The organism is Bradyrhizobium sp. CCGUVB14, assembly GCF_024199935.1.
In the GTDB taxonomy this organism is placed as follows: domain Bacteria; phylum Pseudomonadota; class Alphaproteobacteria; order Rhizobiales; family Xanthobacteraceae; genus Bradyrhizobium.
The window spans coordinates 2915771-2941853 of the sequence record NZ_JANADS010000001.1 but is presented as its reverse complement, the minus strand read 5'-3'; the positions used below and the strand labels follow the sequence as shown (position 1 = coordinate 2941853).

The 26083-nt window shown below is 59.4% G+C and carries 25 protein-coding genes; 6 read left to right on the top strand and 19 right to left on the bottom strand.

The window, feature by feature from the left end; genetic code table 11:
- Nucleotides 1-411 precede the first annotated feature (411 nt).
- Nucleotides 412-780 carry a hypothetical protein gene (locus NLM32_RS13500; RefSeq protein ID WP_254129458.1) on the bottom strand — a complete coding sequence of 123 codons (369 nt, stop codon included), beginning with the start codon at nucleotides 778-780 and terminating at the stop codon, nucleotides 412-414.
- 179 nt (nucleotides 781-959) lie between these two features.
- Between NLM32_RS13500 and NLM32_RS13495 the strand changes: the two genes are divergently transcribed.
- Nucleotides 960-1397: a VanZ family protein gene (locus NLM32_RS13495; protein ID WP_254129457.1), complete on the top strand. Its 438-nt coding sequence runs from the start codon at nucleotides 960-962 to the stop codon at nucleotides 1395-1397.
- A gap of 30 nt (nucleotides 1398-1427) precedes the next feature.
- Here NLM32_RS13495 and NLM32_RS13490 read toward each other — a convergent pair whose 3' ends face one another.
- From NLM32_RS13490 to NLM32_RS13450, 9 genes are all read right to left on the bottom strand, one after another.
- Nucleotides 1428-2057, bottom strand: coding sequence for an A24 family peptidase (locus NLM32_RS13490; protein ID WP_254129456.1), 630 nt, complete (start codon nucleotides 2055-2057; stop codon nucleotides 1428-1430).
- A complete protein-coding gene (locus NLM32_RS13485; protein ID WP_254129455.1) occupies nucleotides 2054-2674 on the bottom strand; it encodes a hypothetical protein in 621 nt (206 codons plus the stop codon). Before NLM32_RS13485 ends, NLM32_RS13490 begins: the two co-directional genes overlap by 4 nt.
- Nucleotides 2671-3270, bottom strand: a complete 600-nt coding sequence (gene gspM / locus NLM32_RS13480) for a type II secretion system protein GspM (protein WP_254129454.1) — start codon at nucleotides 3268-3270, stop codon at nucleotides 2671-2673. The genes NLM32_RS13485 and gspM overlap by 4 nt, the downstream gene beginning before the upstream one ends.
- Nucleotides 3267-4382 carry a PilN domain-containing protein gene (locus NLM32_RS13475; protein ID WP_254129453.1) on the bottom strand — a complete coding sequence of 372 codons (1116 nt, stop codon included), beginning with the start codon at nucleotides 4380-4382 and terminating at the stop codon, nucleotides 3267-3269. Before NLM32_RS13475 ends, gspM begins: the two co-directional genes overlap by 4 nt.
- Nucleotides 4383-4464: 82 nt before the next feature.
- Nucleotides 4465-5112, bottom strand: a complete 648-nt coding sequence (locus tag NLM32_RS13470) for a prepilin-type N-terminal cleavage/methylation domain-containing protein (protein WP_256568246.1) — start codon at nucleotides 5110-5112, stop codon at nucleotides 4465-4467.
- Nucleotides 5109-5555, bottom strand: a complete 447-nt coding sequence (locus tag NLM32_RS13465) for a prepilin-type N-terminal cleavage/methylation domain-containing protein (protein WP_254129451.1) — start codon at nucleotides 5553-5555, stop codon at nucleotides 5109-5111. Before NLM32_RS13465 ends, NLM32_RS13470 begins: the two co-directional genes overlap by 4 nt.
- Nucleotides 5555-5992: a GspH/FimT family pseudopilin gene (locus tag NLM32_RS13460; protein ID WP_254129450.1), complete on the bottom strand. Its 438-nt coding sequence runs from the start codon at nucleotides 5990-5992 to the stop codon at nucleotides 5555-5557. The genes NLM32_RS13465 and NLM32_RS13460 overlap by 1 nt, the downstream gene beginning before the upstream one ends.
- On the bottom strand, nucleotides 5989-7236 hold the full coding sequence (locus NLM32_RS13455) for a type II secretion system F family protein (protein WP_254129449.1): 1248 nt from the start codon (nucleotides 7234-7236) through the stop codon (nucleotides 5989-5991). Before NLM32_RS13455 ends, NLM32_RS13460 begins: the two co-directional genes overlap by 4 nt.
- An 11-nt stretch (nucleotides 7237-7247) precedes the next feature.
- A complete protein-coding gene (locus NLM32_RS13450) occupies nucleotides 7248-9029 on the bottom strand; it encodes a GspE/PulE family protein (protein WP_254129448.1) in 1782 nt (593 codons plus the stop codon).
- A 374-nt stretch (nucleotides 9030-9403) separates the two neighbouring features.
- Here NLM32_RS13450 and NLM32_RS13445 point away from each other — a divergent pair, with 374 nt between their 5' ends.
- Nucleotides 9404-10102: a type II secretion system protein GspK gene (locus NLM32_RS13445; protein ID WP_254129447.1), complete on the top strand. Its 699-nt coding sequence runs from the start codon at nucleotides 9404-9406 to the stop codon at nucleotides 10100-10102.
- A gap of 19 nt (nucleotides 10103-10121) precedes the next feature.
- Here NLM32_RS13445 and NLM32_RS13440 read toward each other — a convergent pair whose 3' ends face one another.
- The 4 genes from NLM32_RS13440 to NLM32_RS13425 form a co-directional block, all read right to left on the bottom strand.
- Nucleotides 10122-10553 (bottom strand): hypothetical protein, encoded by a 432-nt coding sequence (locus NLM32_RS13440; RefSeq protein ID WP_254129446.1) that lies wholly within the window; start codon nucleotides 10551-10553, stop codon nucleotides 10122-10124.
- A complete protein-coding gene (gene gspD, locus NLM32_RS13435; protein WP_254129445.1) occupies nucleotides 10550-12751 on the bottom strand; it encodes a type II secretion system secretin GspD in 2202 nt (733 codons plus the stop codon). The genes NLM32_RS13440 and gspD overlap by 4 nt, the downstream gene beginning before the upstream one ends.
- A 635-nt stretch (nucleotides 12752-13386) precedes the next feature.
- Nucleotides 13387-13716 (bottom strand): H-NS family nucleoid-associated regulatory protein, encoded by a 330-nt coding sequence (locus NLM32_RS13430; protein WP_254129444.1) that lies wholly within the window; start codon nucleotides 13714-13716, stop codon nucleotides 13387-13389.
- Nucleotides 13717-13957: 241 nt separating this feature from the next.
- A complete protein-coding gene (locus tag NLM32_RS13425; RefSeq protein WP_254129443.1) occupies nucleotides 13958-15418 on the bottom strand; it encodes an undecaprenyl-phosphate glucose phosphotransferase in 1461 nt (486 codons plus the stop codon).
- A gap of 591 nt (nucleotides 15419-16009) precedes the next feature.
- Between NLM32_RS13425 and NLM32_RS13420 the strand changes: the two genes are divergently transcribed.
- From NLM32_RS13420 to NLM32_RS13410, 3 genes are all read left to right on the top strand, one after another.
- The gene (locus NLM32_RS13420) at nucleotides 16010-17029 is read left to right on the top strand and encodes an adenylate/guanylate cyclase domain-containing protein (RefSeq protein WP_254129442.1); all 1020 of its coding nucleotides are present in this window, start codon (nucleotides 16010-16012) and stop codon (nucleotides 17027-17029) included.
- A 251-nt stretch (nucleotides 17030-17280) separates the two neighbouring features.
- Nucleotides 17281-18468: a non-hydrolyzing UDP-N-acetylglucosamine 2-epimerase gene (gene wecB, locus NLM32_RS13415; RefSeq protein WP_254129441.1), complete on the top strand. Its 1188-nt coding sequence runs from the start codon at nucleotides 17281-17283 to the stop codon at nucleotides 18466-18468.
- A gap of 3 nt (nucleotides 18469-18471) precedes the next feature.
- Nucleotides 18472-19974 (top strand): glycosyl transferase family protein, encoded by a 1503-nt coding sequence (locus NLM32_RS13410; RefSeq protein ID WP_254129440.1) that lies wholly within the window; start codon nucleotides 18472-18474, stop codon nucleotides 19972-19974.
- A gap of 27 nt (nucleotides 19975-20001) precedes the next feature.
- On the opposite strand, the gene NLM32_RS13405 is transcribed toward NLM32_RS13410, so the two are convergent.
- Nucleotides 20002-20274, bottom strand: a complete 273-nt coding sequence (locus NLM32_RS13405) for a hypothetical protein (protein ID WP_254129439.1) — start codon at nucleotides 20272-20274, stop codon at nucleotides 20002-20004.
- Nucleotides 20275-20825: 551 nt separating this feature from the next.
- Between NLM32_RS13405 and NLM32_RS13400 the strand changes: the two genes are divergently transcribed.
- Nucleotides 20826-21080: a hypothetical protein gene (locus NLM32_RS13400; RefSeq protein ID WP_254129438.1), complete on the top strand. Its 255-nt coding sequence runs from the start codon at nucleotides 20826-20828 to the stop codon at nucleotides 21078-21080.
- A 644-nt stretch (nucleotides 21081-21724) separates the two neighbouring features.
- Here NLM32_RS13400 and NLM32_RS13395 read toward each other — a convergent pair.
- The 4 genes from NLM32_RS13395 to NLM32_RS13380 form a co-directional block, all read right to left on the bottom strand.
- Nucleotides 21725-22144, bottom strand: a complete 420-nt coding sequence (locus NLM32_RS13395; protein ID WP_254129437.1) for a hypothetical protein — start codon at nucleotides 22142-22144, stop codon at nucleotides 21725-21727.
- A 16-nt stretch (nucleotides 22145-22160) separates the two neighbouring features.
- Nucleotides 22161-22361 (bottom strand): hypothetical protein, encoded by a 201-nt coding sequence (locus NLM32_RS13390; protein WP_254129436.1) that lies wholly within the window; start codon nucleotides 22359-22361, stop codon nucleotides 22161-22163.
- A gap of 1102 nt (nucleotides 22362-23463) precedes the next feature.
- Nucleotides 23464-24645, bottom strand: coding sequence for a hypothetical protein (locus NLM32_RS13385; RefSeq protein ID WP_254129435.1), 1182 nt, complete (start codon nucleotides 24643-24645; stop codon nucleotides 23464-23466).
- Nucleotides 24646-25187: 542 nt separating this feature from the next.
- A complete protein-coding gene (locus NLM32_RS13380) occupies nucleotides 25188-25907 on the bottom strand; it encodes a hypothetical protein (protein ID WP_254129434.1) in 720 nt (239 codons plus the stop codon).
- Nucleotides 25908-26083 lie beyond the last annotated feature (176 nt).

The following is a 26083-nucleotide window of genomic DNA, read 5'->3' as shown; positions in this document are numbered from 1 at the left end:
CCTGGATCAAACGAATCGACCGTCAAGCTTAACCGGCGAGTTCGATTGTATCGAAATCCGGCCGCTCCTATAGGTCTGCACCAGATCGAAAAAACAGAATTCCGCTGAATGTTTGCAGGAGAAACCCGACGTGCAGCGCATCAACGTGTCCAAGAGCATTGCACGCGATCCGATCGAGAAATCGTTGTACTTGCGCTATGCAGAGGTTCTCTCGCTTCGCAAGGCCGTGCGGAAGGAGAGTTTGACCTCGACAATGAAGAGGCCCAAGCGGAGCAGCAACAAGCGGACGCGTATAAACGGCAAGTGAGATTGGTGTTCACGCACGGCTCTGACCGACACTGGAGACGCGTCTCCCTGTGATCATCGGCCAAAGCGCAGACCGGCCCCGATCCTTCCGCGCAGAGACTGGTATCAATTGCAGCGATTAAGGCTGCGCAATCGCGGACCGTCGAACCAAACCAGACGACATCGCGTCACGTCCGGGCGACCATAACCATCGCGCGCCCACCTCCCATAGATCGCGTATTCGCCGTAGCCGAATGGATAGTCGTAACCGTCATCCAGCCTGCTGTAGACGTAACGTGCGACGGGATAGGAGAGGTCTGGCGTCACGACGCTCACCACAGGGGGTGCAATCCGCACGAGGCGTGCATCATATCCGTAAGCGCTGCGCCAATGAGGCCTGCGATAAAGTCTCGCCCCGTCGCCCGCTTCGACAATGGAAGGAGCGAGTGCCGCCATAATCGCGATAGTGGCTATAGTAAACGTCGTGGCTTTCATCGATCTCCTGGCTCCGTTCGCCCTCCCCTTTGCGCGACGATGGCCAATCTATCCTACTCTCGGCCGAGGCGAGTACTGCTCGCCCGAGACGTGGTTAAGCTTTCGAGCGCGACGAGACCGACAAAGACCGGTTAACGCAAGGAGCCTATCCCCTCGGAGAGGATCTCACCGCGAAAACTATGGACGGTTCGCGCTTTGCCCTGCATAAGCGAGGAATGAATAGATCGACTGCCACAACCGCGCTTGCCATCGCCGCCTGGGCCGCAGTGTCCCTGATCGGTTACGGCACGCTGACCAAGGTGCAGTTCATCTATTTCGTCTACAGCAGGGTCAAACCGCTCCTTTTCGGGGTGGATATCCCGACGTGGGCGCATTTGGAGCACGCCATCGCCTTCCTGACACTCGGTAGCCTGTTCGCATTGGCCTACCCTCGGCGCACACGCATGGTTTGCGCGATCGTGATCGGAAGCGCCATCATTTTCGAGTTGCTTCAGACGCTCACCCCCGATCGCCACGGCACCGTGTTCGACGCGTCTGAGAAGATCGTCGCAGGCTGCGCGGGCATTGCCGCGGTCCGGCTCGTTCAGTTCTTTTTGGCGGCCAGGAAGGAAGCGTGAGACTCAAGCGCGCATTCAACGATTGCTTGCCTATCCCGACACCAAGCTCATCGGATCGAACACCCAGGCCAACCAAAGCCCAACTGCGAGATGAGGGCCAAACGGAATGGCATGCCGGCCGTCGACCTCATAGCGCGCCGACTTGAGCAGAAATGCACTGACGAGCGCCGAGACGACTGCGATCAGAAGCAATGCTGGAAGCGAGCGAAGGCCGATCCAAAATGTAGCGGCAGCAAGAAACTTCACGTCACCGAAGCCCAGTCCATCATAGCCGCGAACCCAGCGATAGATCGCATGAAAGGCGGCAATCGCTATCGCCACGATGACCACTTCCGCGAGGCGGTACATGATCTCGTCCGGATTGAGAAGCCAGACCGCGACCAGGCCGCTTGCCGCCGTCGCGCCGACGAGCTTGTCGGGGATAATGCCAAAACGGGCATCAATTGCGCAGATGGCCGCCAGGAGGATGGCGAGCACACCGCTTAGCGCGGAATAGGCGACCCACGTCTGGTCGACTTGGCCGCTGAGGAGGATCCAGAACAATCCAAAAACCAGGAGCCAGACGACAAGCACCTGGTCCCGGTAGGGCTCGCGGCAAACCAGAGAGCGCGTCAGGTAGTGGCCGGTACGCGTCGCCGTTTTACGCAGCTCGGTGATCATTTCAGGACGGTCAACGCTAGAGTCTGCCGTTCACCGTCGGCCTCGAGCACAATCTCGTTCGGCTTGACCTCGGAGAGCCGCCAACCCGACCATTGCTCATTCAACGCGATCCATGTCCCCACCGGATGGTCCGATGAGGTCAGGAACGCCTTGGCTTGGTCACCATTCATGAACACGCCTCTGAGCGCGACGCTGGGGTCGAGCATCACTCGCGCCGATGACGCTGGCGCATCGACCACGACGGGAGGCGCAGCAACAGCCAGGAGCTGGCGGTTCCGGGAAAAGAGCGGACGCTGCAAGATATTCTCGTAGCTCCCGGCGCCCCGGCTCTCTCGGCCCACTGGGGCTCGGCCGCCACTTCCCGACGCAGACTGGCTGGCGATCGCGAACTCCAGTGACACGATGGCCACGATGGGAGCAATGACCGCGAGCGCCGTCAGCGCGGCAAGACCAAGCAACAAACCCCGCCTGAGAGGCGCCACAGACTTCAGCTCTCGCTCGCTGGGGATTTGGATACGCACGAGCTGGTGAAAGCGCGCGGCCGCAAGCTCGATACGTGACCTTTGGATGGCCTGCCAAAGCCGCCACCGATCGTTTTGGGATGCCAACTCCGTCATCGGTTGGTTGCCCTCACATCGCCGCCGGGTCGGTTCTCGCTCAACAACGGTCCGGCAGATGAAGCAGGCGAGCTGCGCAGCGCTCCTTCGACCGTCAGGCTCGCACGCATACGACTATCGTCACCGTCGGCGAGTGTTCGCAGCGACAAGTCTGTGATGAACAGGAACGGCGTCTGGGTCTCGATCGCGGCAACCAGCTCTCGCACAGCAGCGGCCGCGCCCTCGACCTCCAGTCCGACCGGGATTGCCCGCCATTGTCCCGCCTGACGGCCCGGTAGACCGCGGACGGCCTGGACCGCCAATCCCTTGGCGCCAGCCAGGGCTTGGAGGTTGGCTTGAAGGTCGGCGCTCGCCACGCGCTCCTCGGCTCCCGGCAGATACGGGTCAATATCCGATGTCGAGGTCTTGGCGAGCTTGGCCGCCTCTTCCGCGACGCGCCGGATCTGCGCCAGCTGCGCTGCGCTATCCAATATGTCGTCATTGCGCTCAGCGAAGTGAGAGGCGATTGGCGCCAGGATCGCAAGGCAGACGGCCAGCGCGATCGCGCCGTTCAGCCCGAAGAAAATCAGCCGCCGCCGGAGAAGCGCGCGAGTCACGATTCAGGCCTTTCCACCGGCTTGGAAACCCGGCCTGCGCCAACCTTGCGGAGTTTCAGGCTCATGCGAAACCGATCCCGCCGCTCGGTGGCGTCGGGCGTGATTGGCCCCACCAGAGTTGCACCGGTGAAAAGGCGAGAGCCATCCAGGGTTCGCACGAGTCGGGCGGCATCGGACGACACACCCGACAACGTGATAGTTCCGGCGGCAATTCGGACCTCCGTCAGGAATGTATGGTCCGGAATAACACGAGACAGCTCGTCCCAGGCCGCGAGGCTGCCCGGCACGGCCTTGAGCGCCACGAGGCGAACAGGCGATCCCGCGCCCTGTTGTCCAAGTTGAACGCCCTGCTTTGCTTCGTAGAGTTCGTCCTCGAGCCCCGCCGCCCGACTTGACTGCCACCACTCGAATCCGAGCAATGAAGCCATTGTGGCAACCAACAGAACGACCGCAAGGATGCGGGTTGCCCGCAACACCCAGGGCGGATCATCCTGCCGACTTTCTCCCAGGATCACAACAGCGATGGGCGCACCAGTCGCCGGCGTGACCGCGATGAAATCGATCTCCGACACTTGTAAGCCCAACCGGGCGATCGCGGTCTCGACCCGATCCTTGGGAATGATCCAGTGCCGAAAGGCCGCCACACCGTCATTCGACGGCGCGTCCGGCGTTACACCATGCCAGATGTCGGCGAGCTGGAATGGCGTGCGATGAACGACCTCTTGCGCGAGAATCCGCTTCAGTGCGTCGAGCTCCGATCGCGGCAGCCTGAACTCGCGCTGAAAGAAGAGATCGGATTCCAATGCAACGCCGACCTGCACGGCATCGCGTTCGCATCCACATTCCACAAGCCAATCATCGACCTGCGAGCGGTTCAGACGTCCCGCTTGAAAGCGGCGTTCCTGAACGCCCGACGGAGCAACCAAATGACAGACCACGGCATCGTTGTCCGCCCAGATGAATAGCCGCGTTTCGACCCGAGCCTGCAAGACGCGATGCCAGGTCTTTGGCGAACACTCACGCAGTTCATTCACCCACCAGCGCGCGAACTTCTGCCACCCCTCCGCAAGCGCACGCGGGGCCTGCAGTCTTGTCACCGAGACGCCGGTCATCGGTCCATTTTCCCTGCAAATCCGAACATCGATCTGGCCAATATATTTACCAATTGTTGACGAGGCGTAACCCCAGCCGCGGCTAGGAGCCGCCGGGCGCTCCTTCGTTGCGAAGCGCCACGACGACCGCGGGACCATTGCGCGCCGCCTCCTTGAAATTGAAACCAATCTCGACCAGCGCAGGCAATCGCCCAGCTTTGATCCAGTCATCGCGCCAGACCGCCTCGCCCTTCGCGCCGGTCACCCCGAAATAGCGGAAGCGTATGTCGCGCAGGCCCATCACAATGGTGGTTGAGGAAACCGGCGACTTGCGAGCATCGCTTTCTCGCAACGATCCGAACACCTCGATAATCAACTCATCGTCGCGCCGACGAATACGGATCTCCTGCGGCCCCCCTCGCAATGCGCGCCCCTCACTCAGAGCCACGAACCGCAATTCTTCACGTTGCCCGTCAAACAGCAGGCTGCCGGCTTGCAGCGCATTGGCCGCGGGTATGGCCGAGGCGATCAAGCTGCGGAGGCTCTCCCCTGCGGCGTTGGTCGCCACTTCGACGCTGTTGCGGCGGTCTGCACCAAATGCGCGGATAGCGGTGGACAATCCGCCGACGATAAAGCTCGTCAGAATCATGAGGATTGCGAGAGACACCAGAAGCTCGATCAAGGTGAGCCCGCGTTCGGAATTGCGACGACGGGTCCCGCGAAACCGCCGAGGCCGTCCGTATCCCCTCATTGTACAGCTCCCGGGGCTAGCTTGAGGGCAGCCAGCTTCGTCTCCGCCCCGGCCTCGTCCTGCACGACGATTTCGACCCACGACGGTACGACCATGTTGCCCGGAGCAGTGGCTCCATCCTGCGTCGCGGTTTTTCCGAACTGGACAGCGGTCACGACCTCCCGCCAGCGATACCGCCCGGTGCGCCCCTCGCGACGACCGCTCTTCAGCGGACCGGACCGGCCAGCCGCCTCGAGCCTGGATTCAGCAATCTGGTCGAGAATATGCTTGTTATGCACCCTGGCATCGGTCCGCAAAGCCGTCGTAATTCCAACCGCCAGGGTGCCGAGACCGACGGCAAGCACGACGAAGGCGATCAGCACTTCGATCAGGGTGAAGCCGCGTTGGGCCGTGAGACGGCTGCTACAAGCGGACGACCTGCATGTCGACGCGCGAGCCGGCATCACTCGATCCTCGCGTCGCCAGTAAACCAGTTGACGACGACACGCTCCGTGCGTCCCCGATAGGTGAGCAGGATTTCTCCGCCACTCGAACGACCATCCGGATAGAACCGCACGCCGCCGACTGCGCCATGCCGCTCAGTTGCTGCGACAGTCAAGGACACGTCCATGCCGACAGGCAACCGACGCATCGCGTCGGCGGTTCCAAAGCGCCCATTCTGGGTATCGACGCCAACGACAATTTCAGCGTTGCGGGCTCGGGCCCGGCTGCGAGCGAGTTGAAGGCTCGCAGCCATCGAGCGCGCTTCGGCATTGATCCGCGCGGCCGCCGTTCTTGGCTTGGCCGCCAGGACCGCGGCCGAGACCAGCGCCATGATCGAAAGAACGACGAGTGTTTCGATCAGCGAGAAGCCCCCGGACGTTGAAACGATCCGGCTCATTGATAGGCCAGATTGTTGATGGACAAGACGGCGCTCATCACCTGAAGGATCAAGGCGCCAACAAGCCCGCCGATCCCGACGGTCAGCAACGGGGTAAGGAGCCCAACGAGTTGCTCAATCTTGCTCTGAACCTCGCTTTCCAGGTTGGAAGCGACGCGGACGAGCATCTTTGCGAGCTGTCCAGTCTCCTCGCCTACCGCGATGAGGCGTATCATCGCAGGAGGAATCAACCCCAGCCCTTCGAGCACTTGATTCAGCGCCCGGCCCTCGGGCACCCGGCCGATCGCCTCGCTGTAGCGAGCACTCAAATATCGATTGCTCACCAACGAGCGGGCCGTCTGTAACGCGGTCATGAGCGGCACCCGGGCCTCGAGAAGGCTGCCGGCCGAGCGCGCAAACTGGCTTGCCTCACGTCGCTGAACAAGAGGCCCGATGATGGGCAGGCGACATTTGAGGCGGTCGAGCTTCCTCATCATCATTTCGTCGCTGGAAACTCTGCGATAGGCAATCCAACCCACGACAGTACCGAGCGCGCTGCAAAGCAGAAGCTTGGGCCAATTGTCTGGCAGGTCGGCAATCACTGCCAGGATGCCCGGCAAAGGCAGGCCGGCATCAGAAAAGACTGGCGTGAGATTCGGGATCAGCACGAAGACGATCACGGCGATCGACATCAACGACATCATCAGCAAAATCGCCGGATAGACCAGAGATCCGCGAATCTTGTTTCTGATCTCGACCCGCCGGGCCAGCATCTCTCCCAGCAAAGTGAGCGCCTGCGCAGTCTGGCCACCGGCTTCGCCGCCGGCCAGGATCGCAACGTAGTCAGGGGGAAAAACCTCAGGCCTTCGCCCCATGGCCTCGGACAGTTGCAGACCGGCCAGAATATCCTTGAGCAATCCGTTCGCGAGCGCGATCCGCTTAGGTGATGCACCGGCGCCAGCGAGCACTCGAAACGACGCATCGACGGGAACGCCAGAACTCACGAGTGACGCAAGTTCGGTCGTGAATGCAGACAAATCCTTCAGTCCGACGCGGCCGGCCCCCTGCCCGCGCAGGCCAAGAGCACTTCGTTCGATCGGGCGAGTGGCCGGCGGCGGATCATGATCGGCGCAAAGCACCGTCTCCACCGGCGTCAGGCCAGAGCCATAGAGCGCCTCGACGGCCGCGTCGAGTTCTTCGGCGACGATCGTGCCCGAAGTAACGACACCTTGCCTGGTATAAGCGCGATACTGGAACGTGGACACGCGATGCTCTCCTAACTCGATCGCGAAACCCTGAGCACTTCCTCAATCGTTGTCTCACCCCGTGAGACTTTGACGAGGCCGGCCTCATAGAGAGTGTGGAAGCCTGCATGACGCGCGAGAGCGACCATCGTCCGTCGATCATCATTCCGCCTGCCGACTGCCTCCCGCATGTCGTCATCGATGACAAGGAGCTCGGCAACGCTAGTTCGCCCGAGATAGCCGGTGCCATAACAAGCGTCACAGCCAACGGCCTCACGCGCCCCCGCCCAATCGATTGCAAGACCTTCCGGAACGGGCCATTTCAGCCGCGAGGTAGCCTCGGCGCAATAGACGGCCGGGCGCGCGCAGTGCGGACATAGTCTGCGCACGAGACGCTGAGCCATCACACCGGTGAGCGTCGACGCAAGCAGGTAGCGTTCGATGCCGATGTCCATCAGGCGTGTGATGGCAGCGATGGCGCTGTTGGTGTGAAGCGTCGAGAAGACCAAGTGACCGGTCAGCGACGCCTGGACGGCGATCCGCGCCGTCTCAAGGTCACGAATTTCGCCAACCATGATAATATCCGGATCTTGACGCAGGATCGAGCGGAGCGCCGCCGGGAAGTCCAGACCAATCTGGGGCTGAACCTGGATCTGGTTGATGCCAGCGAGCTGATATTCGATCGGATCCTCGACGGTGAAGAGCTTCAATTCCGGACGATTCAGTTCCTTCAGCGCGGTATATAGCGTCGTCGTCTTGCCACTTCCCGTCGGGCCCGTAACCAGGATGATGCCGCTCGGCAACGACATGAGCCGGTGCAGCCCGGCCTGAATGTCCTGATCGAGGCCGAGCTTGGAGAAGTCGAGTTCAACCCTGGTGCGGTCGAGAATTCGCAAGACAAGGCTCTCGCCGAAGGCCGTCGGTAAAGTCGACACGCGCACGTCTATCTCCGTGCCGCGGACGGCGGTCTTGATTCGCCCGTCCTGCGGCAGACGACGCTCGGCGATGTCCAGCTTGGCCATGATCTTGACGCGTGTCGTCAGGGCGGCCTTGAGCGTTGAGGGCACGACGCGTTCCTGCTGAAGAAATCCGTCAAGCCTGAACCGGACCAGAACCGTGTCGCGCCCCGGCTCGATGTGAATATCGGACGCTCCGCGCTCGACCGCACCTGCGATAATCTGATTCACCAAGCGTATGATCGGCGCTTCGTTGGCGATGTCGCGCAGGCGCTCGACGTCCATCTCGTTGCCGTCGGTCGCGCCGACCGCGATCATTCCCTGGTCGTCGCCGGTCGACGGGACGCCCGTATCTTGATAGAGCTTGCGAAATGCACGTTCGATGTCTGCGGGGGCGATCACCGCGAGCTCGACCTTCCAGCCAAGCATGTAGCCGATCGCCCTGTGTGCCTCTTCGTCGAACGGATCAACTGTCGCGAGCAGCAGCACTCCGTCGGACGCCGATATCGGCAAGGTGCGGCTGGCTTTGAGGAAAGGCAGCTTCAGCCGCTCAGCCAGCACCGGTTGCGGCGGAACGTCGGACGATCGTACGACCTTGAGCCCGCAATACGCGGCATACGCGCCGCAGAGATCCGCCTCCGAGAGCAGACCGAGCTTCACCATGACGATGTCCAGGCGTTCGGACGCGGCTTCCGAAGCGCGCCTGGCCCTGGCAACCGCTCCGGGGTCGACGAGGCCCTCGCGCACCAGGAGCCCGGCGAACGCGTCGGCGTATCCGTCCTCCTTCGGCGTCAGGACCTTGACCACGCCCGCCGCCGGCAGCCCCTCGCGTGTCAATGTCTGTAGATCGGCGGGCATCGGCTCTCGGAAGTCCTGACATTAAAATATGGACTTCACGCTAGAACGATTTTGTTAATTAAGGCTTTTCATACTTTATTTGCCATTTTCATTTACGAACTCGCAATCGATGCGGCGAACGAGGCCAACCCTTGCGAGCACAATCCACGTCGGTTGCGCCTGCACGTCCCCGCATGCGGCATCGTCCCGGCGTCCCGAATAGGCCTCCACCGGGCTTCCGCAGGCACCGCGGTTTCGCTTTGATTACGGTGATCTGGGGTCTGGGCTTCCTCACGTTGCTCGGCGCAGCCGTGATCGTCGGCGCTCGCTATCGAGCCCGAGCCGCTTTGGCCGACAGCTCCGTGCTTTCGTCGGCGGTGGCCGCAGAAAGCGCTGTGAATTTTGCCATCGCGAGCATTCTCTCGCCGACGCCAAACACGCGCTTTCCGAAGAAATGCCGGATGCCGGGAGGCGAGCAGGCCGAAATCATGGTCGAAGAGGAGGTCGGCAAGATTGACATCAATGCCGCCAGCCTCACAACGCTCGAGCGTTTTTTCGCAGCAGCCACGCAAGACAAGGCGCTCGGAAGCAGGATCGCACAGAACGTCATCAATTTCCGGAAGCCGCTTCAGCGCAGAGAGACTGCCAACCAGGCGGTATCCTCCAGCAATCAGACCGCACCGACGAACGCTGCGAACGAGGTCAGGAGCTCCGGCTTTTCGACCATCCTCGAGCTGGATCAGGTCGACGGCATGTCGCCCGCATTGCTCCGTTCGGCCATGCGCTACACAACGACGCTCTCAGGCCGGGGCGAGCCCGCACCGGAAGCAATGACGCCGGCCTTGCGTTTGCTGATGGGTCTCGATCAGGGCCGGACGGAGCCCAGGCGCCCGACGCTGCCCGGACATTTCACGATTCGAGCGGACGTTCGCGCCAGCGATGGGTCCAGGTTCATACGGGAAGCTCTCGTATCATTCGGAGCATCCTCCGCCCGGCCATATGCCATTCGCGAATGGCGCCGTGGCGATATCATGGACGGCTCCGCGAGCCCGCCGCCGTCCAGCGAGCCGGCACAGGCTTGCATCAAGCTCTAGCGCCGAAGGGCGGGGGCGGTCAGCCCTTTGACCGAAGAACGGCCTGAGGCCTGGAATTTCTCGCCGACTCTTCCAACCGCTCTCTCTCCTCTGCGACGGCCGGACCAGGCTCGATCACCGTGCATCCCTTTGTGCGCTGGAGATCGGTCAACGCATCCAACCGGCGGCGTTCGTCCACCAGCTGCTTGGGTGCATCGAGCGGAAATCTGTCGGAATCGTAGCCCGCCAGTGATCCGGCAGCGAGCCAATATTCAAGGCGCGCAGCGCGCTTGACCGAAAAGCGGAACGAACCGGCGATCGCGTTGCAGGACATCGACTCGTCGACAGGCAGCAGCATGTAGGGCGGTGGTGGATCGATCACCGAAGGCTGGTCGGTCACGCAACCGGCCAACAGAAGCGGCAGCGCGCAAACCATGCCCAACCAGGAGACCGTGGGAGCGGAACGTGTCACGGCGTCACCAGGCGTTGCGCCGTATTGAAGGGTGCCCGCTGGCGCGTCGTAGCGTGCGGCATATAGACGTTCATTTTGCGCCGGTATTCCTCGGTGACCAGCCGGCTTTCCGTGCCATCGCGAACCACTTTCGGAGTGATCAGGATGACGAGCTCGGTCTTTTGAACCGAGTCCTTTCGATTTGCGAACACCGCACCGATGCCGGGGATGTCTCCGAGGATCGGCAACTGGTTGCTGCTTTTGTTCGCGCTGTCCTGGATCATGCCGCCGAGCGCCAGGACCTCGCCGTCACTCACGACAACTGTCGTCTTGACGCGTCGCTGCTGAATGGTCGGGGAATCGATGTTCGACGTCGTGGTCTTCACGACACTGCTGACTTCCTGCTCGATGTCGAGCTGCACACGCCCGCTCTCGTTGATCCGCGGCGTCACCGAGAGAATCACGCCGGTATCCTGCATCGTGATGGAGTTCACGATCGCCGTCTGGGCGGTGACCGTGCTCGTCGCGGTCTGGGTCGTGATCGGAACCTGGTCGCCGATTTGGAGGCGCGCCGTCTTGTTGTCGAGCACCATCAGCGACGGCGTCGAGATGATGTTGACGTGAGTCAGCGCGTTCAGCGCGCTAAGGGTCGCAGCTATGTTTGCCGTGTTGACGGCATAGTTAAAGCCGGGGAAAGAGGCCGCTACGGCACCATTGAGGGCATTGGAGAATGTCGCAGTCGGGGTGCCGTTCTTGGCAAACTGCCACTGCAGCCCGAACTGGAGGTCGTCGTTGAGAGACACCTCCGCGATGACGGCCTCGATCAAAACCTGGCTGGCCACCACGTCGAGCCCCTGCACGACACGCAATACACGCTGGTAGTCGCGGTCATTCGCCATGATCAGCAGCGAGTTCTTGGTTTCATCGGCAACGATCTTCATGATCGGCTCGGGAGCGCCGTTCGATGCAGAGCCATTGTCGGCGATGTCGGTGGCCTGGCCGTCGAAGTCGGTGTTGGCAGAACGCGACGTTCCCAGCGGATCCGCCGTCTTTCCCAACCCGGCTTGCATCATGGGTTCCGAAGCCCCCGAGCCAGCTGTTGAAGATTTCGTCGTGTCGCTTGCGAAGGAGACCTGCTTGGATTTCGGCGAGACGTTTCGGCTCGTCGGGCGCACGACCTTCATCTCTTGCGAGAACATGGACTGAAGGATTCCGGCGAGTTCGGCTGCTGTCCGGTTCTGGACCTGATAGACGTGCAGTTGCGGCTCCGTGCCGCTTGCGCGGGCATCAAGCCGCTTGATCCAGGATTGCGCGCGCGGCAGGTAGCTCGGATTGGAGGTCACGACTAGGATCGCACCAAGCCTCGTATTGGCAATGAACCGCACCCTCCCCTTTAGGGGGCCTTCCTTGTCCGAGGCAAATACCGCTTTCAGCTCGTCGACCATCTTTTCAGGCTGAGCGGCCTTGACGGGCACGACTGCGAAAGACATGCCCTTCATCACATCGACATCAAATATCGAAACCGAGTCGAGCATGCTGTCTATTTCGGCTTGTGAGCCCTTCAACGCGATGATGTTGCGTGCGTCGTCGGCCTGAACGATCGCACCTTTCGGCACCATCGGCTCAAGCACACGCGCCACCTCCGTGGCGGCGACGTATTTCAGCTGTACGATGCGGACGCCACTGCCCGTGACTGCACTGTTGGTGGCATCGCGGACGGTGCTTACAGTCCCGGTCGCGGCCTGGTCGGCCGGAGCGATCCGGTAGATGCCGCGGTTCTGGACCAATACCGCGCCGATAGGTGCGATGGCCGTCTGGAAGAGTTCGAGAGCGTCCGCCTTGGAGACCGGGCTACTGGTCTGGACCGAAACAACCCCATCGACGCGAGGATCGACCACGTAGTTGACGCCGATCAGATCGCCCAAGACCGTCTTGGCAGCCTGCTGCAGGGGAACGTTGGCGAGATTGAGGACTACATTGCCGTTGGCTGCCGCGGAGCTCGACTTGGCGGCGGTCGAGCCGATCATTCGGCCGTCGCCCCCCTCGACGCTGGCGACCGCCTTGGACGAGGGGGTTGGAAGCGCAATAGCGCCCGTCGGCATGAGATCCTGAGCGTTCGCCTCGAAGGATACCGGCTGGCCGGATAGCCTCGCCTGAGCGTTCAGGGTCGGACTGACGATTCCCGGGGCGCCACAGCCAGCGACGAGGCTGGCGAGCAAGCAAACCACAGAACCCGTGAGAGGGCCACGAGACATCGGCAAAACGGACTCCGAAAATGGAGAGACGCACGCGCGGGAATTCGAGCGTAAAAAATGGGTAAATCATCATGGTTAACTCAACGTAAAAGTTCCCTGAGCCCGGGATCGCCAGGACGGTAGCAAGCTACCAAGGGCGTCCATCCGTCCCCCCGAGCCACCGGATACGACGCAGTGCTCCGCGGCGCTTGTTACAGACAAGCGATATCGCGAGGACGCCCACCTCCGCACAGACCCTGTCCGCAGAGATCCAATCGGTTCAGCCGAACTCGACGGCCGGTAGCAATTACCTGGGTTGGCACCCCTGGCGACAGACCTGAGCTTGGCTGTCGCAAGAGGCGATGCAGGGCGCGCCGAGGGTGGTCGGGCAAACCCGCTTACATGCCGCGTTTTGATTGTCGCAACTGGACATGCAAGCGTCCGCGGCGGCGTCAGCCAGCCGCAGCTTTGCCGGGCTGAAGTTTCCAGCCCAGGCGCTCCCGAGCGGAGAACAAGCGATGCAGACAAAAAGGCTAAGGGCGAATCTCATAGGAACTCCCGCTTTGGTTGCAGCGCTCCGCCTCAATGCGCCGGCGCACCTCATGGCGGCCTGGACAAAGCTATCTGTTCGAGATGAGGAAATCCTCGATCGAGTGGCCGGTTCGCAGAGCGGCTGCAAGCCATTTCGGCTGTTTGCCGCGACCAGACCAAGTCTCATGCGGGATATTGGGATTGCGATATTTCGGACGAACTCGCGGATATGGACGCTTCGGGCGCGGCGACTGTTCTGAAGGCGCATTCGCCGCTTCATTCTCCCGGCGAAGTTGCGCCAGGCGCGTCTCAAGGGCGCGTTTTTCGGCAGTTAGCCGAACCGACAACAATCGGTTGAGCTCCTCATGAAGCTGCCAGAGCTCATCTAACGAGAGGCCGTCGAGGTTCGGTTTCTTCATCAGTTCGTCATAACGTAGGTGTTTCCGGCTGCCCAATCCCAGACCTCTGATTCGATCTACCAACAATGTTGCAGCTTTCTCGATTTTTCCAATCGCCAATTATTTTGGTGATAGCGTGGCGGAGGCGGAGAAACGGTCAGAACAGGTCAAATATATATAAACTCTGCAACTTGTCAGGCTGCATGAGCGCGGAAATTTGGTAGTAAGCCGAACTACGGGAAAACGACAAAAAGGAGTTCGCCTAATAGGCGTTTCGCTTCCGCGCGACCTCAAAAAAGGTCTTGATCAAAATCTGAATATCGAGCCACAGGCTCCAATTGTTGACATACCAGAGATCGAGCCTCACACGTTCTGCAACATGTTCAACCGTGGGCGTCGCACCCCGCGAACCATTGCACTGGGCCCACCCCGTAAGGCCGGGCTTCACATGGTGCCGAAACGCGTAGTCTTCCAGGATTTTTTCGAAATAGCTGTCGTGAGCCAGGGCATGCGGTCGGGGGCCGATCAAGGACATCTCCCCCTTCAGGACATTGAAGAGCTGCGGCAGCTCATCGATGCTGGCGGCGCGCAGGAAGCGCCCGATTGACGTAACGCGCGGATCCTGGCGCACCGCCTGGACCACGACAGGGCCATCCTCCTGCACCTTCATGGTGCGGAATTTCAGCATTACAAATTCCTTGCCGTTGAAGCCCTTTCGACGCTGGCGGAAAATGACCGGCCCTTCGCTGTCCAGCTTGATGGCGATCCCGGTGAGAATCAGGATCGGAAACAGGAGGCTCAAGGCGACGCCGGCGACCAGAACATCCATGGCCCGCTTGACAAAGCGCTCCGCCCCGCTGAGTGGAGCGCGCTGCACCTCGACCGCAACCACGCGTTGGCGGGCGGAGGACACGAAGTTTGACAGCGATCGGATGTGCAAGTCCGGCAGCAATCGCGCCGAGACCGGGAGACTCTTGAGGTTTTCCCGCACGAAGTCGATCCGCACGTCGTCGCTCCACGGCAGCACCAACAGCACTTCACGGCAATTGTTGCGGCGAATGAAATCTCCAACCGCCCCAAACATATTCTTATCCGCGACCAGCCGCTCTCCGGGATCAGGATCTCCGCTCAGGCGGAACTCCTTGACGTCCGTCGCGCCGAAGAGGGCGAGACGATCACGAGGGCCAAGAGAAGCCAACTCCCGCTGGTCGCCGATGAGGACTGCGTCCAAACGCCTGATGCCCCCTCTGGTCACCGCTGAAGCCAGCTTCGCTTTCATGAACCTGCGCGCCGCCAACAGACCCACGGGGGCAATGAAATAGAACGTGACGAACGCGCCTCGGGAATAATTGCCGCCGACTTTGAGCAGGAATGCGAAGAACGCCAGCAAGATGCCGGTACTGAACCAGCAGACCAGGATCTGCGTAATCTCGACCCCCGGCTTGGCGCTGTCGGGAAGATCATAGTAACCGATCCCGCTCATCCTCAAAATGTAGATGAAGCTGGCCATGAGACCGACTGCACAGCACGGAAGAAGGTTCGGAATCGGGGAGCCGGTGACAACGTGATACCCTATCCCTCCGCCGACGCACGCCAGGATGATCACCAATGCATCCAAGGTGGAAAGCACATAGGGAACGAGGTCTAGGGACCACAGGGTCCGCTTGCCATGCGCCTGGTCGACCTTATGCGACTCTTCTCGGAAATCCGATCCGATCGACATCGAACGTCACCCAATCCTCAAGACCCAATAATCAGGAAATTGCCCCATAGAACTTATATTTTGGGGATAACTCTTTGTTAATATAGTTTAAAATAGCCTTAATAGGGAGCGAAGGCAACGGGGCAGGTCCCTTCGACACGATCTTTTCGTTAAATGGGGTCATTTTCTTTCGCGGCCTGAATAATGGGAAGCTCTCTTCGGCTCCCGATTCATCCAAGATTCAAAGACCCCGTCACGGCGCCGCTGTTGGGGGAGCGTCATCAGGTAACATCGCGTTGTGGCTGGAATGACGTCTGGGTGCATAGCCGAGATGGCTATCCAGGCCCTCCTATCTGCTGGGACCCGCGCTGCGTTGCCCTTGCTTGGCTTCGTGGAAAGGCTCAGGCTGCGGCCCGAGATAAGATCTCACCTCGCCCGAGCACCGCCTTTCGCCATCGACTTCACAAGCCACACCGAGGACAACCAGCATTATCCTCACCTGGGTCTTGCGAGTTTGTCGTTCGCAAGAATTGCGTGCCGCGTCGCTGGCGGACTATAAGTTTCGGAGTTTTCCCCGTCCGCTGTGCCCTCAATGGCCTTGGAGATGATTAAGTGGTTCATAGCCAAGCTCCGAAATCGTTCCTTGTGAGCTTTCTTTTCACGTTGAGGCGATTGTTCGGAATTGCGACTTTCGTCCTTGTTCTCGTCTTGCTCATCCCAAAAGTCTTCCTGCTCTTTGACAATCCCAAAAGCGCGAGCTTTTCGGCGACCTTGCTCGACGCGCGCGACATTGTTCTGAAGAAATCGGCTCCGCTCCTGCACCATTACGTCCCCACCAACATCGCGGGCGCTGACCGCTCGGACTGGATTTTGATCGGCCTCGCCATGATCATCACGTTCATCGCCGGTTCGCTCGCGCAAAAAAGCCAGCAATCGCTCAATCGACGGTCGCTCCGAATGTCGGCGCAGGCTTGGCGCAAGGTGGAAGGTGTCAAACCGGGATCGCCTCTGGACAATGAGCTGGAAAGCACCTTGAGGGCCGCCGAGTCCGGAAACGTTGTCAACCGGCAAGAGCTTCTGCGTGTTTTCGCCGAGACCAAAAAGAAGCTCGATTCCTTCGGCCGCGAAGTTGCTTTTCTGGCGATCGACGTCGTCGGATCAGCCGCAATGAAGGCGGGCGAAGATCCGGCGTCCGTTCAGTACGACTTCGCGGAATATCGAAAACTGGTGGAGCGTATATTCCGCGCTCGGGGAGTCCTGAAGACTGCCTGGACGCCAGACGGAGTGATGGCTTGCTTTGCCCACGTGGAGGATGCCTGCCAAGCGGGAAAGGACGTGGTCAAAAGCCTAAAAGCGTTCAATAGCGACGTGAAGATTTCGAAAGCCGATTTTTCGGTGCGCTGCGGGGTCAATGCCGGTCTGGTCTATTTTGACGACTCGACCCAATTGGAGACCATCTCTGACCGAGTCATCGACATCGCCGGCCACATGCAAAAGCACGCCGAGCCCAACACCGTGCTGATCGCGAGGAAGGTGATCGAGCCGTTGCGACAGTTGCAGGAATTCACACACACGAACCAGATCATTGATGGTTACGAGGCGAGCGTGTGGCGCGAGCGGCCGGAGGGCTAGCTCGTAAATACCAGACATTTAACCGGTGTATCCGGCCGACCTTCCGGTCCCATTTCTTCGCCCGACCGGACCGACAATATTTACCCTCTCCGGTCAATCCTTTGAACTCGGGACGAAAATACCGAATCATCAATTGTCTGGCAGAGACACTCAGTTTAAACTGTTATTTGGATTAAACCTTGAGACGTCGAACCCGGCCTTGCGCGGCATAAATTCGGCGGCGCTAGCACGTCGATTTTTGGGGTCTTTGCATGCATCACCCGCCTCAGGTTCAATTTTCGCGTTCTATTCCGTTTCGGACCTTTTTAATCGTCATTGGCACCCGTCCAGAAGTCATTAAGGTCGCTCCCGTGGTTCGTCGCTTGCGCAGCGCGAGCTGGGCCAGCGTGAAGATCGTCGCCAGCGGCCAGCAGAGTGACCTGCTTGACCAGACCCTGGCCGAGTTCGGCCTGAGGCCCGATATCACGATCGGTCATCGCGATGCCTCATCCGGCCCGGCGCAGGTCGCCAGCCGTCTGATCCATCGGCTTGACCGCATCTTCGGCGAGGAGAAACCGGACTGCGTCCTCGCCCAGGGAGACACCACGACGGCCTATGCAGCCTCGGTCGCCGCCTTCTATCGGAAGATAGCCTTCGCCCACATCGAGGCCGGATTGCGGACTTCCGAACTCGATGCGCCGTTTCCGGAAGAGTTTCATCGACGCTCCATCGCGGTGTCTGCCACCCTGCACTTCGCTCCGACCTCGGCTGCGGCCCGGAATCTGATCGACGAGAACGTGCCGAAGGACAGGGTGGTTGTGTCGGGCAACACGGTGATCGATTCGCTGCTGGAGGTGGCAGCAACCAAGCCGCCACCTCCGGCCGAGTTCGGTTCTCGCCGGATGATCTTGCTGACGGCGCATCGCAGGGAGAACTTCGGTTCGAAATTGCGGGATGCGCTCACAGGGGTTCGCGCTTTCGTCGACCTCACGCCGGACGTGGGCGTGTATTTCCCGGTTCACCCCAACCCGAATGCACGCGACGCCGCCCTCGAGATCCTCTCTGGTAATCCGAGGATCCATCTCGTCGAACCGCTCGGATATCGCGAGATGGTTGCTGCGATCCAGAATGCATGGTGCGTCGTCACCGACAGTGGAGGCCTGCAAGAAGAGGCCCCGGCCCTTGCCAAGCCCGTCCTCGTGCTTCGCGATCTCACGGAACGCCCCGAGGCTGTCGCCTCGGGTGTCGTCCAGCTCGTTGGCACCTCCCGCGAGGGAGTCTTCAAATCGCTCTACGCCCTCCACAAATCTCCGGCAAAATACAACCAAATGGCTCGTCCGGTGTTTCCCTACGGCGACGGACATGCCAGCCGAAGAATTGTCGACTCTCTCTATCGATATTTCTCAACCGCTCAAGAACGGCAGGATGAGATGATCGTTCCTTTCCAATATGCATCGTAGCCCATGGCAAATCTGACCGGCTTCTTGGCCCAATACCTCTATGTGATCGAAATCATGATGCTCACAGCGGGCATCATCATCGCCATTTCCAGCTTCGACGATCTTGTGGTGGATCTGCTGTACTGGAGCGGCAGACTGCTCGGTACGGCAAAGACCAAGTCGAGAGAATTGCCCGACGTCGAGCTCCTCGAGCAGCTGCCGGAGCGGCCGCTTGCGATCATGATCCCGTGCTGGAAGGAGCACGACGTGATCTTCTCGATGCTATCGTCCAATTCGCGGCTTCTTCGTTATCGCCAGGCCCACTACTTCGTCGGCGTCTATCTCAACGATCCCCTGACCCAGGACGAGATCCGCAAGGCACAAAGCCTCTATCCGAACATCCACATGGTTCTGGTGCCTCGCGATGGTCCAACTAGCAAGGCGGATTGCCTGAATCAGATCACGTCGGACATCTTCATGTTCGAGGCCGAGCACGGCGTTCAATTTGCCGGCATGGTCATGCATGACTCTGAGGATCTCATCCATCCCCTGGAACTGAAGCTCTTCAACAAGCTCGTCGACATCTACGACTTCGTCCAGCTTCCGGTCTATTCGTTCTCCCGTCCCATTCTGTCCCTGATCGGCGGAATCTACATGGACGAGTTTGCGGAAATGCACACCAAGGATCTCGAAGTCCGGCAACGGATTTCAGGCGTTATTCCCTGCGCCGGCGTTTCCGCCTGCTTCAGCCGAGAGGCTATCCTCCACCTCGTCGACAAAAACCAGGGCGAAGCGTTCCGCGTCGCATCCTTCACTGAAGACTACGACATCGCTTTCCGCGTGTCCGAGCTTGGCTTCAAGTCGGCTTTCGTCGCCTATCCCGCGAGCTACGCCATCGACATCGACATCGATGCCGGCGCCCCCGGTATCCTGCATCGGAGTCTCCCGATTGCGACTCGCGAGTTCTTTCCCACCGGGCTGGAGGCCGCCTATCGGCAGCGCGCGCGGTGGTTGTTGGGGATCGTCTTTCAAGGCTCCGAGGAAATCGGCTGGAAGGGCGCGTTCGGAACGAAGTACTTCCTGGCGCGGGATCGAAAGGGCGTGATCACGAGCCCCGCGGTGATGCTCGCCTATTTTGCGATGGCCAATCTGATTGCTTTCGAAATGTTTCGATGGTTTTTCGACCCGAACCTCGAATTGACGTATACCCTGTTGTCGTCCGAGTGGGCCAGGACGCTGTTTTGGGTGACCTTCTCATTCCTGGTCTGGCGCCTGTTAAATCGCATGATCTTTACGGGCATGATCTACAATTTGCGCCACGCGCTGATGTCGGCGCCGCGGCTCATCGTCGGCAACTTCGTCAATTTCTTTGCGACGTGGCGCGCGGTTCGCATCTACACCAGTCATCGCCTGTCTGGGAAACCGTTGGTCTGGGACAAGACGTCTCACTCTTATCCGATCCAGATGGGCGAGCTTCAACTGCCCATCCCACCCAATGCGGCTGCGAATACGACCGGCGCTTCCTAATTGCGCCGGGACGTTCTTCGAACTGGCCTAAAGGTAAGACGGCTCTCGCGCGCCGAATGCACTGCGAAATGCTGTGCGCGCGACCATGAAGCCGGCGCAGAGTCCGACGGCGGCGAGCTGCAACTCCGGGTGCAGCACGACCGAAACAAGCACGGCCCAGCCGCAGACAACGGCGAGGATATCGAGCGATTTCTGTCGGCGCGAATGAGGCGCGGCATCCAGGCCCCGGTCGAGCGCCGCAGCGATCGCTGCAAGGCCGTCCACGGCATCCCTGCCCGGAGGCACGGCGAAATCGTTCAAAATGCGGTAGTTGCTAGTAGACATTAACGCCCCCGTCGCAAGCCTTTTGCGGGCTCCACTAGGGCATTTGACTTCGGAGCCTATTTCGTCCGGCTCAAATCCATTGCTACAGTTTTACGCACTCCCGCGTTTTCGACCGCGAAAGCAGCGCTTGATCGGAGATGGATAACTCCCGCTTAACGGATTCCCTTCAAAAGCCGACTTCCTGCTACGAGAAGGTAGCATTGATGCAGTTCTGAACGCGGGAAGCGCGACTTCGTTCCGAAGCCAGAGAGCTATTGCCACGTTTGAATGCGCCGGCCGCAGCCTCCATCCACACGAACGCGGCGTTCCACGAGAGCTCGCGAGGGCCTTTCGAGGCGAGCGCTTCAGCGCCTGGGCGCCTAAGCGCCCAGGCCGAACGAAACCCGGGCCTGGTGGGTGGCCTACTCAACGGGCGTCACGGGGAAAAAGCACGCCAATCCAACCAACAAGATAAATTTTGCCCTTTGACTTAAACCAGCGATAGACGAGCCGGAGGGTAGCTTCACGGGGACGTTTGGAGTCTCCACGTGACGATGCTCGCTGCCTACACCATATTGATAGGGCTCACGCTCGGACTTCGGTATCGCGTATTCGTTCTGCCGCCAGTCATTCTCGTTGGCTGGCTCGTCGTCGCTGCGATCTCATCGCAACCGTGGTCGTCGGCCCTGATCTTCGCCGTCCTGCTGCAGATGAGCTATTTGACAGGGACGGCTCTCAGGGGTCCTACCAGAACAACCATCGCTCAACCAGTGGATGCGGTTTCCGGCTCTAACATGCATTGAGCTGCCTGCAGGCATCGAGGAAGAAGCGTTGCTGGCCAGGAATGCCATGCCTGCCCGTGGTCGTCCTCGCCTAATCTACAATCGGGTGAGCGGCTTTGCATTGCGACTTTGATGAACTTGAGATGTGAGATGTCGAGCCAGGCTGCTGTCGCTCAGGATAGTTCTCACCGAACGAAAAAAAAGAGCCAGGGCGAGCTCGGCGAGGAGCCGTGTACTTTAATCCTGGGCCTGTCACCGAACTTATAAGGTTTGTAGGCAAACCTTATAAGTTATAGACCGGCGCCGATTGTCGGTTTTCCGGATCGGTCAAGAAGCTGGCTCAGGCCGCGACCAATTTGGCGCAACGGACCTTGGCGACTATCCTTGGTGCGCTGAAAGGGATGCCGCGGAGCAAGTGTCCGAAGACTCTGAGAGCCAGTTCACACTCCAACATGTGCGGATCCATTAGGATGCGACGGCTGTCACGGCTTCTCGATCCGAAAGGAATTGTATCGATGAACGCAGAGGGCAAGAACGCTTGTCGAAGTCAGATCAGGTGCAGCAGTCGAAGAATTCAAGACGATTGCGATCTTCTGCGGGCTGGGGCTACTAATCTCTCTCGTCGCGGCCATGAGCTTCGGACTCGACTTCGGAAGCCTCTGAACTCAGGACGCGGTTGCGCGAGCTCGTTCGCGCGCCTCCCGACGACGTTCTCGGCGTTCGCGCCGCCGCTTCGCACGATCAGCGGGCTGCCGCAGTGGCGGCACCGGAGCCGGCTCGGATACCGCCTCAATGACTTCGTTGACCAAGGACGCTCGAATTGACTGGGCCACCGGACGAGCTTCCATGAATTCGAGCACCGCCGCGCCCTTCGCCGTGACCTTCCAGCCCCCGCTAGTGCGCTCGACCAGTCCTTGAGAAAAGATGTCGAGATCCGGCACGCGGGCAGCCAGCCGCTTCGTCCGTTCCGCCCAATCGCGGCCGCTAGTTGCCAGGATGGCCATGTCCCGTTTGAGGTCCTCCATGACGGCGAAGCCATCCGGATAGCTCACCAAGATTTTCAGAACGGTCACCTGGAAATTCACGTCGGGCCCCGCGGGTTCAACGCCACATCGTTGGCGCGTGCGAAAGGGCGTCGCGGCCGACCTGCCTGAGACCATCGGGCGAGACCTCGCCTTTCGTTGCGGCTTCCAGAATCTTCGATGCGACGTGAGTGCGTCGTCCGATCTCGCAGTACGAGACGCCTTCGCACACTTCATCGAGGACCGCGCGCAAAAGCGCAGTAGTTGTCGTGTCGAACATAAATTTGCCCCCCAAAAGGGAAAGCAACATCCTAGCTTGGTTCTGTTGGCCTGGCGATTCAAGAACGTTAAATTCTGCGAAGGAGGTTCGGAACCTAAAGAAGCAGGGGCGCCGACAGAGCACGGAGATGCGAGGCGATCGCCGCGCACGCAGGCAGAACTCGCGTGACCACGTCGGCTTCCAGACCAATTGTAGCCATGGCGCCGGCCGTAGCTAACGGCCGGTGGTGACCCACAATGGACTGGCTTCCCGTTACCAATTTTTGCTAGCGTCTCAGTCGGCAATGGTGGATTTCACAAACCGGAGCCTTACCCGTATATTACGACTCAATCAGTTTTGTTTCCCCCTTTTGGAAATCCCCTTAAGGGGCTGTTGCCTAGCGTATGCCGTCCATCGGCAATCCTTCTGTATTAAGTCTGAAACGGCTGAAGGCGAAGCAGCGCGCACCCCGCGTATAGGAGGGGTGGCCAGCGGGCTGTGCGACCCGCTCACAGAAGGAGACCACCATGGCTAGAACCCATGGCAAGGGTCCGAAGATCGTGTTTGTACCGGCGTATCGGCGTTGGGTGGACGGGAAGCGGGAGACCGTAAGGGGTTACCTTCGCGGCATGTCGCCGCCCCCAAACCATCGCTATTCGCCGGATCAACTCCATTTCGGCTTTTGAATGCAAAGCGGCATCGGCTTCCAAGCATTGTGCCGATGGACGGCAACTGGTTCTTGTTCGCCTCGTCGCGCTCGTTTGCGCCCTCTTCGTCCGCCTCTGCGAGGAGATTTAGCAAGGTCTGCAACGCGAGCCTAAGCAGAGCAAACGGCCATTAGGTTAGGCTCGCACCGACGAGGCTTTGCTGATCCTTTCCTTATCAATTTGTCGACTGATAAGGTTTCAGCATTTTCCTTATCAGTGCGCCATCTGACTCCATTTTGCTTGAAAGCTTATCAGTCTGCGGACTGAGCCTTATCAGTGATCAAACGGACTCCAGTTCGCTATGAACGCATGTTTCAACCGGCCGAAGACTCGAAACTTGGATTGACACCTTCCAAGCACCACGTCGCCAGCTGCTCAGGACTCGGAGTCCTTTAACTAACTTAGACAGCGTTGGCTTATGACACGAGATCGTTAAATGTCGCGCGAATGATCTCACTCCAGCTTCGTTTGCTAGTAATCCTACCAATATCGACCGGCGACCAAGCTTCATTGATCATCTGGTAGGCGTTTCCCATGATATCCCACACATAAGCCACTCGGCCCTTCGTCATGACGCCCGGCACGATGCGTTTTGTGGTCGAATTTATCGCGATCGCGCCTGTCTTCGGATCAAACAGCCTGCTGGGGATATAGTCCTTTCCGGCGGCCACTGCCTGCGCGAATGCTTGGAAATAGCTCGCGCTCTCGAACACCTGCCGAAGCGCAACATACTCCGCTGATATCTTTGATGTCGTAATCGGATTGGCCATGGCCTGAGTGTCCATAACGACCTTAAGCCCCGTTAGCCACGCCTGGGGCTTTGTGCCACCGTTCGACGAGGTTAGGCTCGACCATGCTTTAGCATTGGCGACAGTATGGGCCTGACCGCCGAGCCATTTGTCGCTCCTGTCAGACTCCGTCCAGGCTGCAACGTCGTCCTCCGACGGTCCCGTTTCTAGAAAGACCAGAAGGCTTTCACGCCACCTCTTTGGTCCCTGGTTGTAGCCTTTCATCGACAGCGCGTAGAGAAGGTCAATGAAATGCGCATTGCCTGCGTGTTGCGCGAGCTGGAACGCTCTGGTGGATTCCACTCGGCGGGCTGACGCCATGAGCGTGGGCTCGCCATAGGGAGATGTATGGTGTGCATCGCTCCCAATCAGCGCACAGTCTACGTTTTTATTTGTCCAATCGCTGCCTGCGGCTGTAATGACGAAAGCCGAGAGCGCCTCGACGTCCTGACGCCAAAGAGCCTTGGAGGGATCGTCTGCCAGGACCGGCCCGATGCTTGTCAGGGCAGTCAGCGCGTGGTCACGCGTACTGATGAGCGCGGGGCTGCCTGGGGTCGTCGCATGCCAGTTGTCGAATGCATCTAAGAACGGCTTCGCGGCGGACGTCGTCTGGCCAAAATCGAGTTGGAGCATGCCCAGCGAATAGCCGCTATTGTCCGCAGGCTTTATGACTTTCGGCTTGCCATCATCATAGTAAGAAATGTTGCCGCAAAAATCGAAATGGTAAGTCCGCCAATTCTCATCCTCTTCGGTACCATACCCCACGATAAATCGTGCGATACCCTGGACATGCGACTCTGCCACAGACATTGACGCCTCAAAAATATGCTTGGAATTCGGCCTCGCAGCGAGGACGCCGACCAATCGGTCACTTCGAATTTAACTCAAATCAGACATAACTCGGCGGACATTACCAACACCATCATCTGCAACAACAAGGCTGACGCGAATTGGACATGGCGCCAATCTTGCTTGCAAACGCTGGCTCCATCCGAGATGGGGGGGCTAGCTCGCAGCGAGGCATTGGGCATCTCCTCGGCAACAACATCCTCGTCCAGAGATCAGGTTACTACGAGACCATGAGGAGCGCGGCATTCTAGTCCAAGTCCGTATCCCTTGCGAACCCCATCATCCTCCTCAAATAAGTATCCTGCAGTGCGCCCCGGCCGAAAGCCTCAGATCGGTTTCGCGCTTAGCATCGTTGGTTCGCTCGCCGAATCCTCATGAAATCTCATTGAGCACGCGTCGTTGAGTACAAAGCGCTATATTAATTATCGCTCGGCACGAAAACTCGCGCCACTGACGGGAAACAGATCGAGTAACAAACGCCGTCATCGGCAGCGGCCAACCCCTCAAGATTCAACGGCGGCACTGACCCTTGGCAATCGGTAAAAGTAAGTGTCAAGATGGATGGCTTTGTGAGCGTCAGTGAAGCTCTTGACAGTGTAATTCTGCTTCCATCGTGCAACAGGATCCTTTTTCGACGGACTATGATTTGAGTAAACGAGCCGATTGTCACCTTTGCCCGCGCCGAGAATGCCTACATGACCAATACTCTTGCCCGCCGTCGGCGAGATTATTATGGCTCCGGCCGGAAGATTATCGGCTTTGTCCGGCTTCATGCCCCCGGCTCTAAGCTCGTCGTAGAATTGTGAGGTGCCGTCCTTCTTTGTAATCCAAGCATTGAGCGCAAAATATACGACGTGGCGACAAGCCCACATGCACGCCAAGTTTCCGTGATCTGGCCCGTCTCCCGTCTTATACTTGTCGACCTGGCTGATCGCCTCCGCGGCGACCTGCGCATGGTCGCTATCGCTTAGCGTACCATCGTAGTGATTTGCGGCCTGAGTCGTTATCAGTTCCGACGGGAAGTCGACGACGTTGTCTGCCGCAATTTGTTGCGCATCTCCTCCAACAATTTTGAAAAGGAATTGACCTCCCTCCTGATCAACAAAGTGCTTGGTTACGCGGACATAACTCTCGCCATTGACTTCAACTGTCTCCACGTTGCTAACCGTGCCATCGAGATCAAGAAGCGCCTTGATCTGAGGATAATCATCGATACTAGCCATCTATGTTCTCCAATTGCAGCGCGCTCAGTTTTCCACTTACAAGGCAGACGGCTAACCGGCTAACCGAACTAAGAGTATGTTGCAAAAACTAAGCTGGTGTCGGCCGGCATTGTCCGTCGCTGGCCCGCTGAAGCCAGCGATCTTAGATTTATTCGAAAAGAGACGCACGAAACCTG